This is a genomic window from Rhizobacter sp. P1_G5 (assembly GCF_056405435.1).
Genome location: NZ_JBFUCB010000136.1, coordinates 1 through 11,595, shown reverse-complemented (window position 1 = coordinate 11,595; position 11,595 = coordinate 1). Strand labels below are relative to the sequence as shown.

The window sequence follows — 11,595 nt, the reverse complement described above, 5'->3', positions numbered from 1 at the left end:
GTTCAAGGTCGACGCGGGCTGGTCCTGACTACTCCAGGGCCACGTCGAAGCGGGCGCCGTAGACGGTCACCGCCGCCGTCTTCAGCGCCTTCAGCATCACCTTCGCCGCCGGCGACAGCAGCCGGTCGGTGCGGGTGATGATGCCGAACGCATCCATCTGGCAGGGCAGCGCGATCGGCAGCATCGACACGATGCCGTGCGCCGCGTAGTAGCGCGCCACGTCGGTCGCAACCACCGCGATCATGTCGCTCTGTTGCAGCATCTTCGTCATGAACAGCAGGGCCGAGGTCTCGATCACGTTGATCGGCGCCTCCAGCCCGTCTTCCTGGAACATCAGCTCGAAGCGGTGCCGCAGCACGCTGCCGCTCGGCGAGACGATCCAGCCGGCGTTCACCACGTCGCGCAGCCCCAGGTGGGCCACCGACAGCAGCGGATGCCCCGGCCGCGTGATCGCGCACACCGGCTCCTCGGTCAGCGTCTCGTAGCGCAGGTCGGTCTTGTCGTGCTGCGCAAAGAGCCGCGCCACCAGCATGTCGAGCTTGCCCTGCGCGAGCCGCTCAAGCAGCACGTCGCTGGTCTCGATCTGCACGCCGATGCGCAGGCTCGGGTGCGATTGCTTCACCAGCGCCACTGCCGGCGGCAGCAGCACCAGACCGGGCGCGGTGATCGCGCCGACGCTGACCTGCCCGAAGCGCCCGGCCTTGATCGCCTCCAGCTCGTCGTGCGCCTGGTTCAGGCTGCTGAGCGCGACGCGCGCATGGCGGATCATCGTCTCGCCGTACCAGGTGGGCCGCATGCCGCGCGGCAGCCGCTCGAACAGCGGCACCTCCAGCACGTCTTCCAGGTCCTTCAGCAGCTTCGACGCCGCCGGCTGCGTCATGTTGAGCACCTGCGCCGCGCGGTGGATGTTGCCTTCTTCGTCGAGTGCCACCAGCAGCAGCAGTTGCCGTGTCTTCAGGCGGGCGCGGATGAACCAGTGCGTGTAGTTCGTCATGCGGGGCGCGTTGTCTCGGGACGCGACCAGGGGTTTTTATGGATGCCGGATCGTATATGTGTTTGCGGCAAATATCTATTAGAAAGTTATAGCTCCGCTCATTAGGATGCGGCACCTTCACCCGAGCCCCCGCTCGCCCGACCGAGACGCGACCGCCCCATGAGACTGATCCAGTTCCTCGCCGAGAACGGCACGCAGCATGTGGGCGGCGTCGCCGACGACGGCCGTTCGGTGCGCGCCGTGGGCGGTTTCGTCAGCACCTACGAACTGGCGCAGGCCGCGATCGCCCGCCGGGTGCCGGTCGACGTGCTGGCGCAACCGGCCCTTACCGGCGACGCGCTGCCGTACGAGGCCYTGCTGCGCGAGCAGCGCGTGCTGACGCCGCTCGCGCACCCCGATGTCGCGCACTGCTTCGTCACCGGAACCGGCCTCACGCACACCGGCAGCGCCTCGGCACGCGATGCGATGCACCAGAAGCTGTCGACTGGCGAGGAATCGCTGTCCGACTCGATGCGCATGTTCAAGTGGGGCATGGACGGCGGCCGCCCGGCCGACGGCCAGCCCGGCGTGCAGCCSGARTGGTTCTACAAGGGCAACGGCAGCATCGTCGCCGCGCCCGGCGCGCCGCTGGCGATGCCTGATTTCGCGCTCGACGGCGGCGAGGAGCCCGAGCTGGTCGGCCTGTACGTGATCGGCCCGGACGGCCAGCCGTACCGCCTCGGTTACGCGATCGGCAACGAGTTCTCCGACCACGTGACCGAGCGCCAGAACTACCTGTACCTCGCCCACTCGAAGCTGCGCGTCTGCGCGGTCGGCCCCGAGCTGCGCAGCGGCGCGCTGCCGGCGCACCTCGAAGGCACGAGCCGCATCCGCCGCGGCAACGAGATCCGCTGGGAGAAGCCCTTCCTGACCGGCGAGGCCAACATGTGCCATTCGCTGGCCAACCTCGAGTACCACCACTTCAAGTACGCGGCGCACCGCCAGCCGGGCGACGTGCACCTGCACTTCTTCGGCACCGCCACGCTGAGCTTCTCCGACAACATCCGCGTCGAACCGGGCGACCGCTTCGAGATCGACCTTCCGGCGCTCGGTGCGCCGCTGGTCAACCCGCTGTCCCTCGTCGACCGCGGCTTCGCGATCGGCGGCGTGCGCGCCCTGTGAACGAACGCCCGACCGAAAGCCCGACCGCCATGGCGCAAAGCTGCAAGAACTACATCAACGGGCGCTGGGAGACCGGCGTCACGACCGGCATCAGCAGCAACCCGTCCGACCTGGACGAGGTGGTGGCCGAGTACGCCCGCGCCGACGGCAACCAGGCCGAGATCGCGATCCGCGCCGCGGCCGACGCCGCGCCGGCCTGGGGCCTGAGCACGCCGCAGCGGCGCGCCGATGCGCTCGACCAGATCGGCAGCGAGATCCTCGCCCGCAAGGACGAGCTCGGCCAGCTGCTCGCCCGCGAGGAAGGCAAGACGCTGCCCGAGGCGATCGGCGAGGCCGCGCGCGCCGGCAACATCTTCAAGTTCTTCGCCGGCGAGGCGCTGCGCGCGGCCGGCGAGCACCTGCCGTCGGTGCGCCCGGGGGTCGAGGTCGACATCACGCGCGAGCCGGTCGGCGTGGTCGGCATCATCGCGCCGTGGAATTTTCCGCTCGCGATCCCCGCGTGGAAGATCGCGCCGGCGCTCGCCTACGGCAACAGCGTCGTCTTCAAGTCGGCCGAGCTGGTGCCGGCCTGTGCCGCGGCGCTGGCCGAGATCATCAGCCGCGCCGGCCTGCCGGCGGGCGTGTTCAACCTGGTGATGGGCAGCGGCCGCCAGGTCGGCCAGGCGATGGTCGACAGCCCGCTGGTCGATGCGATCAGCTTCACCGGCTCGGTGGGCACCGGCGAGCAGATCCTGAAAGCCACCGCTGCCCGGCGCGCCAAGGTGCAGCTYGARATGGGYGGCAAGAATCCGCTGGTGRTRCTGGCYGATGCCGAYCTYGACCAGGCCGTCGAATGCGCGGTGCAGGGCTCGTTCTTCTCGACCGGCCAGCGCTGCACGGCGTCGAGCCGGATCATCGTCGACGCGACGGTGCACGACCGCTTCGTCACGAAGCTGCGCCAGCGCACGCTCGCGCTGAAGGTCGGCCACGCGATGGAACGCGGCATCGACATCGGCCCGGTGGTCGACCGCGCCCAGCTCGACACCAACCTCTCTTACCTCGAGATCGCCCGCAGCGAAGGCGCCGAGCATGTCGCCGGCGGCGAGCTGCTGGAGCGCGCGACGCGCGGGCACTTCATGGCACCGGCGCTGTTCCTCGCGCAGCCGCAGCACCGCATCGCCCGCGAGGAGGTCTTCGGGCCGGTCGCCTGCGTGCTGAAGGCGGATGGCTTCGACCACGCCGTCGCGCTCGCCAACGACACGCCGTTCGGCCTGTGCGCCGGCGTCGTCACGCAATCGCTGAAGCTGTCGACGCAATTCAAGCGGCAGGCCAAGGTCGGCATGGTGATGGTCAACCTGCCGACCGCCGGCGTCGACTACCACGTGCCGTTCGGCGGCCGCAAGGGATCGAGCCACGGCCCGCGCGAGCAGGGCCGCTACGCCGCAGAGTTCTACACCACGGTCAAGACGGCCTACACGCTGGCTTGAACCAAGGAAAGAGGAGTTCCACCCGCCTGAGCCTCACCGCCCTTGCGCTTTGATGCGGCAGCAAAAGCCGCGCGTGTTTCATGCCACCCACCAAGAGGAGACAACCGTGAAATTCCAAAGACGTTCCCTGTTCGCAGCGATGGCTGCGGCATCCCTGGCCGCGGCCCTGCCGTTCAAGGCCTTCGCCCAGAAGAAGATCGTGCTCGGCTTCAGCCAGATCGGCGCCGAGAGCGAATGGCGCACCGCCAACAGCGAGTCGATCAAGTCGTCGGCCAAGGAAGCCGGCATCGACCTGAAGTTCTCCGACGCGCAGCAGAAGCAGGAGAACCAGATCAAGGCCATCCGCAGCTTCATCGCGCAGAAGGTCGACGTGATCGCGTTCTCGCCGGTCGTCGAATCGGGCTGGGGCACGGTGCTGCGCGAGGCCAAGGCCGCCAAGATCCCGGTGATCCTGTCGGACCGCGCGGTCGACGAGAAGGACAGCAGCCTGTGGGTCGCCTTCATGGGCTCCGACTTCGTCGAGGAAGGCCGCCGCGCCGGCCGCTGGCTGGTCGAGAAGATGAAGGACCAGAAGGGCGAGGTGAACATCGTCGAGCTGCAGGGCACCGTCGGCTCGGCGCCGGCGATCGACCGCAAGAAGGGCTTCGAGGAAATCATCAAGGCCGATCCGAAGTTCAAGATCATCCGCTCGCAGACCGGCGACTTCACCCGTGCCAAGGGCAAGGAAGTGATGGAAGCCTTCCTGAAGGCCGAGGGCAAGAAGATCAACGTGCTCTACGCGCACAACGACGACATGGCCATCGGCGCGATCCAGGCGATCGAGGAAGCGGGTCTCAAGCCCGCGAAGGACATCGTGATCATCTCGATCGACGCCGTGAAGGGCGCCTTCGAGGCCATGATCGCCGGCAAGCTGAACGTGTCGGTCGAATGCAGCCCGCTGCTCGGCCCGCAACTGATGCAGGCTGTCAAGGACCTGGTGGCCGGCAAGACCATCCCGAAGCGCATCGTGACGCAGGAAGGCGTCTTCCCGATGGAAGTCGCAGCCAAGGAATTCCCCAATCGCAAGTATTGAGCGATGGGGTAGGACTGGACTTCGCAGTGAACCGCGAAGCCTGCCGGAGCAGGCCGCGCTCCGGCCGCCGCCCAGTGGAGCGGCGATGACGAACCCCCCATGAATGGAGACAGAGAAGTGAAAAACATCCGTACGATCCTGGCCTCGCTGGCCACTTTTGCCGTTGTGGCCATCGCGCCGCTGGCAGCCCACGCGCAGGACAAGGGCCCGATCGCGATCTCGATGCCGACGAAATCGTCCGCACGCTGGATTGCCGACGGCTCCAACATGGTCAAGTACCTGCAGGAGAAGGGCTACAAGACCGACCTGCAGTACGCCGAGGACGACATCCCGAACCAGCTGGCGCAGATCGAGAACATGATCACCAAGGGCGCCAAGGTGCTGGTGATCGCCGCGATCGACGGCACCACCCTGACCGACGTGCTGCAGAAGGCCGCCGACAAGGGCGTCAAGGTCATCGCCTACGACCGCCTGATCAAGGGTTCGAAGAACGTCGACTACTACGCCACCTTCGACAACTTCCAGGTCGGCGTGCTGCAGGCCAGCTACATCGAGCAGAAGCTCGGCCTGAAGAGCGGCAAGGGCCCGTTCAACATCGAGCTGTTCGGCGGCTCGGCCGACGACAACAACGCGTTCTTCTTCTACAACGGCGCGATGTCGGTGCTCGATCCGTACATCAAGAGCGGCAAGCTCGTCGTTCGCAGCAAGCAGGTCGGCATGGACAAGGTCGCCACGCTGCGCTGGGACGGCGCCGTCGCCCAGGCTCGCATGGACAACCTGCTGAGCGCCTATTACTCGGGTGCCCACGTCGACGCCGTGCTGTCGCCGTACGACGGCCTGTCGATCGGCATCATCTCGTCGCTGAAGGGCGTCGGCTACGGCACCCCGAAGTCGCCGATGCCGGTGATCACCGGCCAGGACGCCGAAGTGCCGTCGGTCAAGTCGATCCAGAAGGGCGAGCAGACCTCGACCATCTTCAAGGACACGCGCRAGCTGGCCAAGGTCACGGTCGGCATGGTCGACGCGGTGCTCGGCGGCAAGAAGCCCGAGATCAACGACACCAAGACCTACAACAACGGCGTGAAGGTGGTGCCCTCGTACCTGCTGAAGCCGGTCAGCGTCGACGCGAGCAACTGGAAGCAGGTGCTGGTCGGCAGCGGCTACTACACCGAAGCGCAGCTGAAGTAATTTTTCGAGCGCAAGCGGCTTGGGTTCTGCGCGATCGCGCAGAACCTTTTTTGCAGTCGGAGAGAGCAAGAGGACTACGGATGGATGCCATCCTGGAGATGCGCGGCATCACCAAGAAATTCCACGGCGTGACCGCCCTGAACGACGTCAACCTCGTCGTGCGCCGGGGCGAGATCCATGCCGTGGTCGGCGAGAACGGCGCCGGCAAGTCGACGCTGATGAAGGTGCTGAGCGGGGTCTACCCGCACGACTCCTACACCGGCGAGATCCACTACCAGGGCGAGCTGCGCAAGTTCGCCGGCATCTCCGACAGCGAGAAGCTCGGGATCATCATCATCCACCAGGAGCTCGCGCTGGTGCCGCTGCTGTCGATCGCCGAGAACATCTTCCTCGGCAACGAACGCGCGAAGCTGGGCGTGATCGACTGGTTCGAGTCGCACCGGCGCACGCAGGAGCTGCTGGAGAAGGTCGGGCTGAAGGAATCGCCGTCGACGCTGATCACCAACCTGGGCGTCGGCAAGCAGCAGCTGATCGAGATCGCGAAGGCCTTGTCGAAGGAGGTCAAGCTCCTGATCCTCGACGAGCCGACCGCGAGCCTGAACGAGAGCGACAGCAATGCGCTGCTCGAGCTGCTGCTCGAGCTGAAGGCGCACGGCATCTCGGCGATCCTGATCTCGCACAAGCTGAACGAGGTCTCGAAGGTCGCCGACTCGATCACCGTGCTGCGCGACGGCGGCACCGTCGAGACGATGGACTGCCGGGCCGAGGCGATCAGCGAGGACCGGATCATCCGCAACATGGTCGGCCGCGAGATGGCCGACCGCTACCCGAAGCGCACGCCGCAGATCGGCGAGACCGTCTTCGAGGTGCGCGACTGGAAGGTGCACCACCAGGTGCACGCCGACCGGCTGGTCGTGAAGGGCGTGAACCTGAACGTCAGGCGCGGCGAGATCGTCGGCATCGCCGGCCTGATGGGCGCCGGGCGCACCGAGCTCGCGATGAGCGTGTTCGGCCGCTCGTACGGCCAGCGCATCAGCGGCGAGGTGCGCATGCACGGCGAGGTGATCGACACCTCGACGGTGCAGAAGGCGATTCGCCACCGCATCGCCTACGTCACCGAGGACCGCAAGGGCCTGGGCCTGGTGCTGGCCGACGACATCAAGAAGAACACCACGCTCGCGAACCTGTCCGCGGTGTCGCGCCACGGCGTGATCGACGACGGGCGCGAATTCACCGTGGCGAGCGATTTCCGCCGCCGGCTGAACACGCGCTCGTCGAGCGTGTACCAGCCGGTGGTGAACCTGTCGGGCGGCAACCAGCARAAGGTGGTGCTGAGCAAGTGGCTGTTCTCGCAGCCCGAACTGCTGATCCTCGACGAGCCGACGCGCGGCATCGACGTCGGCGCCAAGTACGAGATCTACACCATCATCGACGCGCTGGCGGCCGAGGGCAAATGCATCCTGATGATCTCGTCGGAGATGCCCGAGCTGCTGGGCATGTGCGACCGCATCTACGTGATGAACGAAGGCCGCTTCGTCGGCGAGTTCCCGGCGGCCGAGGCGTCGCAGGAGCGCATCATGCGCGCCATCATGAAGGCCGGATCGCACGACGGCATGGACGCGCCGCCGAAGCTGGACACTGAACACGGCCTGCTGGCCGGAGAAACGAATCATGGCAACTGACATCGCCGCGGCGGCCGCCGTGCCGCCCAAGGAGTACCGCGGCTTCCTGAAGAACAACATGCGCGAGTACGGCATGCTGCTGTCGCTCGTCGCGATCATGGGGCTGTTCCAGTACCTGACCGACGGCACGCTGCTGAAGCCGCTGAACCTGACGAACCTGGTGCTGCAGAACAGCTACATCGTCATCATGGCGCTGGGCATGCTGCTGGTCATCGTGGCCGGGCACATCGACCTGTCGGTCGRCTCGGTGGCCGGCTTCATCGGCGCGCTGGCCGCGGTGATGATGGTGAACTACGAGATCCACTGGATCTGGACCATCCTCGGCTGCATGGTGGTGGGCGGCGTGATCGGCGCGGCGCAGGGCTGGTTCGTCGCGTACTTCCGCATCCCGTCGTTCATCGTCACGCTGGCCGGCATGCTGGTGTTCAAGGGCCTGGCGCTCGCGCTGCTGCAAGGGCAGTCGGTCGGGCCGTTCCCGGTCGAGTTCCAGCGCCTGAGCTCGGGCTTCATCCCCGACCTGTTCGCCGGTGCCGAGCTGCGGCTGACCTCGCTGCTGCTGGGCGTGATCACGGTGCTGGTGATGGTGGTGCTGAAGGTGCGCGGGCGCATCGCGCAGACGCGCCACGGCATGGAAGAAGAGCCGTACCCGTTCTTCCTCGGCAAGACGGCGGCGTTCGCCGCGGTGATCCTGTTCTTCAGCTACCTGCTGGCCTCGTACCGTGGCTTGCCGAACGTGCTGATCATCATGGTGCTGCTGATGGTGGGCTACGACTTCGTCACGCGGCGCAGCACGATCGGCCGACGCATCTACGCGCTGGGCGGCAACGAGAAGGCGGCCAAGCTGTCGGGCATCAAGACCGAGCGGCTGTCGTTCTACACCTTCATCAACATGGGCGTGCTGGCGGCGCTGGCCGGGCTGGTGTTCGCCGCGCGGCTGAACACCGCGACGCCGAAGGCCGGCGTCGGCTTCGAGCTCGACGTGATCGCGGCCTGCTTCATCGGCGGTGCCTCGGCCTCGGGCGGCGTCGGCAAGGTGATGGGCGCGGTGATCGGCGCCTTCGTGATGGGCGTGATGAACAACGGCATGTCSATCMTGGGCATCGGCATCGACTACCAGCAGGTCATCAAGGGCSTGGTGYTGCTGGCCGCSGTGTTYSTCGACGTCTACAACAAGAACAAGTGATGAGCGCCGTCGCCGAACCGTCTCCCGTCCTGGAACTGCGCGGCGTCAGCAAGCAGTTCCTCGGCGTGCGCGCGCTGACGAACGTCGGCCTGCGGCTGTTCCCCGGCGAGGTGCATGCGCTGATGGGGCAGAACGGTGCYGGCAAGTCGACGCTGATCAAGGTGCTGACCGGCGTGCATGCGGCCGATGCCGGCGAGTTCACGCTGGCCGGCGCGGCGATCTGCCCGACCACGCCGCAGCAGGCGCAGCAACTGGGCATCAGCACCGTCTACCAGGAGGTGAACCTCTGCACCAACCTGTCGGTGGCAGAGAACATCTTCGCCGGTCGCTACCCGCGCAAGGGCGCGGCCGGTGGCTGGCGCATCGACTGGGCGCGCATGAACGTGCAGGCGCGCGAGCTGCTGACGCGGCTGAACCTCGACATCGACGTGACGCGCGGCCTCGCGACCTATTCGGTGGCGGTGCAGCAGATGGTGTCGATTGCCCGCGCGCTGAGCGTCGAGGCCAAGGTGCTGATCCTCGACGAGCCGACCTCCAGCCTCGATGAAGACGAGGTCAAGCGCCTGTTCACGGTGCTGCGCCAGCTGCGTGGCGAGGGCCTCGCGATCCTGTTCGTCACGCACTTTCTCGAGCAGGTCTACGCGATCTCCGACCGCATCACGGTGCTGCGCAACGGCGAGTTCGTCTGCGAGCGCCCGGCCGCCGAGCTGAACGCGCCGGCGCTGATCACCGCGATGATCGGGCGCGAGCTGGCGAGCCAGTCGACTGCCGCGCCGAGCGCCCGCCCGCACGACAGCCAGCCCTTCCTGCGCGCCCAGGGCCTCGGCCAGCAGGGGCAACTGCAGCCGGTCGACCTCGACCTGTACCCGGGCGAGGTGCTGGGCCTGGGCGGCCTGCTCGGTTCCGGCCGCACCGAACTCGCCCGGCTGCTGTTCGGCCTGGCCGCCAACGACCAGGGCACGCTGCAGGTCGACGGCCAGCCCGCCAGCCTGCACAGCCCGGCCGACGCGGTGCGCCACGGCATCGGCCTGTGCCCCGAAGACCGCAAGACCGACGGCATCGTGGCCGAGTTGTCGGTGCGCGAGAACATTGCGCTCGCGCTGCAGGCCCGCCACGGCCTCGCGAAGACGCTGTCGCGCGAGCAGCAGGCCGAGATGGCCGAGCGCTTCGTGAAGGCGCTGGGCATCAAGACCGCGAGCATCGAGACGCCGATCGGCCTGCTGTCCGGCGGCAACCAGCAGAAGGCGATGCTCGCGCGCTGGCTCGCGACCGAGCCGCGGCTGCTGATCCTCGACGAGCCGACGCGCGGCATCGACGTCGCGGCCAAGCAGGAGATCATGGACGAGATCCTGCGCCTCGCGCAGCAGGGCATGTCGGTCCTGTTCATCTCGTCGGAGATGAGCGAGGTCGTGCGCGTCTCGCACCGCATCGCGGTGCTGCGCGATCGCCGCAAGGTCGCCGAGCTGCCGGCAGGCAGCAGCGAGCAGGCGGTCTACCACGTGATTGCGGCACAGGCATGAGCGCACTCTTCAAACATCGCCTGGCGTGGCCGCTGGTCACGCTGCTGCTGTTGCTGCTGCTGAACGCCGTGTTCAACAGCAGCTTCCTGCACCTCGAATGGCGCGACGGCCACCTGTACGGCAGCCTGATCGACATCCTGAACCGCGCGGCACCGCTGATGCTGGTGTCGCTCGGCATGACGCTGGTGATCGCGACGCGCGGCATCGACATCTCGGTCGGCGCGGTGGTGGCCATCGCGGCGGCGATCGCGGCCTGGATGATCGGCGGCTCGCTGGTGATCGTCGACGGCGTGGCCACGCATGCGAGCCGCTTCCCGATGTGGGCCGCGCTGCTCGGCGCGCTCGGCGTCGCGCTGCTGTGCGGGCTGTGGAACGGCGTGCTGGTCGCGCGCGTGGGCATGCAGCCGATCATCGCGACGCTGATCCTGATGGTGGCCGGCCGCGGCATCGCGCAGCTGATCACCGGCGGGCAGATCATCACCATCTACTACGGGCCGTACTTCTTCCTCGGCAGCGGCTACCTGCTTGGGCTGCCGTTCTCGCTGTTCATCGCGGCGGCGGTGTTCGTGCTGCTGTGGTGGGTGACGACGCGCACCGCGCTCGGGCTGTTCATCCAGGCGGTCGGCGTGAACCCGTCGGCAGCGCGCGTGGCCGGCGTGCGGGCGCGCCGCATCACGGTGTGGGTGTACGCCTTCTGCGGGCTGTGCGCCGGCGCGGCCGGGCTGATCGTCAGCTCGAACGTGAAGAGCGCCGACGGCAACAACGCCGGGCAACTGATGGAGCTGGACGCGATCCTCGCGGTGACGCTGGGCGGCACGGCGCTGACCGGCGGCCGCTTCAGCCTGGCCGGCAGCGTGATCGGCGCGCTGATCATCCAGACGCTTACCTATGCGATCTACTCGCTGGGCGTGCCGCCCGAGGTCAACCTGGTCGTCAAGGCCGGCGTGGTGTTCGCGGTGATGCTGCTGCAATCGCCGGAATTCCGGCAGAGCCTGCGCTCGCTGGTGCAGCGGCCCGCGATGGCAGAACGGCCGGGAGCGAAGGCATGAATACGCACGCCCAATCGATGAGCGCCGCGCCAGCGGCTGCGTCCGCAAAGCGCCTGCGCCTCGACCCGAAGTTCATCCCGCTGGCGGCGACCGTCTCGCTGTTCCTCGTGATGGCGCTCCTCGGCTCGGTGCTCTACACCGGCTTCTTCTCGGCCCAGGTGTTCCTGAACCTGCTGATCGACAACGCCTTCCTGTGCATCGTCGCGGTCGGCATGACCTTCGTGATCCTGTCGGGCGGCATCGACCTGTCGGTGGGGTCGGTGATCGCGCTGACGACGAT

The 11,595-nt window shown here is 67.3% G+C and carries 9 protein-coding genes and 1 pseudogene; 9 read left to right on the top strand and 1 reads right to left on the bottom strand.

All coding sequences use genetic code 11. The features are described 5' to 3' along the window. Positions 1 to 28 precede the first annotated feature (28 nt). The gene (locus AC1D12_RS12315; protein ID WP_477840652.1) at positions 29 to 994 is read right to left on the bottom strand and encodes a LysR family transcriptional regulator; all 966 of its coding nucleotides are present in this window, start codon (positions 992 to 994) and stop codon (positions 29 to 31) included. A 159-nt stretch (positions 995 to 1,153) separates the two neighbouring features. Here AC1D12_RS12315 and araD1 point away from each other — a divergent pair, with 159 nt between their 5' ends. From araD1 to AC1D12_RS12270, 9 genes and pseudogenes are all read left to right on the top strand, one after another. Continuing rightward, positions 1,154 to 2,155: an AraD1 family protein gene (gene araD1, locus AC1D12_RS12310; protein ID WP_477824527.1), complete on the top strand. Its 1,002-nt coding sequence runs from the start codon at positions 1,154 to 1,156 to the stop codon at positions 2,153 to 2,155. A 29-nt stretch (positions 2,156 to 2,184) separates the two neighbouring features. Further along, complete coding sequence (locus AC1D12_RS12305) at positions 2,185 to 3,621, top strand: aldehyde dehydrogenase family protein (protein WP_477840651.1); 1,437 nt, start codon at positions 2,185 to 2,187, stop codon at positions 3,619 to 3,621. 139 nt (positions 3,622 to 3,760) lie between these two features. Continuing rightward, positions 3,761 to 4,693, top strand: coding sequence for an ABC transporter substrate-binding protein (locus AC1D12_RS12300; RefSeq protein ID WP_047503522.1), 933 nt, complete (start codon positions 3,761 to 3,763; stop codon positions 4,691 to 4,693). 165 nt (positions 4,694 to 4,858) lie between these two features. Continuing rightward, positions 4,859 to 5,881, top strand: a complete 1,023-nt coding sequence (gene chvE, locus AC1D12_RS12295) for a multiple monosaccharide ABC transporter substrate-binding protein (protein WP_477840653.1) — start codon at positions 4,859 to 4,861, stop codon at positions 5,879 to 5,881. Between the two features lie 80 nt (positions 5,882 to 5,961). Further along, positions 5,962 to 7,563, top strand: a complete 1,602-nt coding sequence (mmsA, locus tag AC1D12_RS12290) for a multiple monosaccharide ABC transporter ATP-binding protein (RefSeq protein WP_477840649.1) — start codon at positions 5,962 to 5,964, stop codon at positions 7,561 to 7,563. Further along, positions 7,553 to 8,746 carry a multiple monosaccharide ABC transporter permease gene (gene mmsB / locus AC1D12_RS12285; protein WP_477840647.1) on the top strand — a complete coding sequence of 398 codons (1,194 nt, stop codon included), beginning with the start codon at positions 7,553 to 7,555 and terminating at the stop codon, positions 8,744 to 8,746. The genes mmsA and mmsB overlap by 11 nt, the downstream gene beginning before the upstream one ends. After that, positions 8,746 to 10,266, top strand: a complete 1,521-nt coding sequence (locus AC1D12_RS12280) for a sugar ABC transporter ATP-binding protein (RefSeq protein WP_477840645.1) — start codon at positions 8,746 to 8,748, stop codon at positions 10,264 to 10,266. Before mmsB ends, AC1D12_RS12280 begins: the two co-directional genes overlap by 1 nt. Further along, positions 10,263 to 11,315 (top strand): ABC transporter permease, encoded by a 1,053-nt coding sequence (locus AC1D12_RS12275; protein ID WP_477824524.1) that lies wholly within the window; start codon positions 10,263 to 10,265, stop codon positions 11,313 to 11,315. The genes AC1D12_RS12280 and AC1D12_RS12275 overlap by 4 nt, the downstream gene beginning before the upstream one ends. A gap of 17 nt (positions 11,316 to 11,332) precedes the next feature. Then, positions 11,333 to 11,595 (top strand): annotated as a pseudogene (locus tag AC1D12_RS12270) (sugar ABC transporter permease YjfF); the annotation flags it as partial.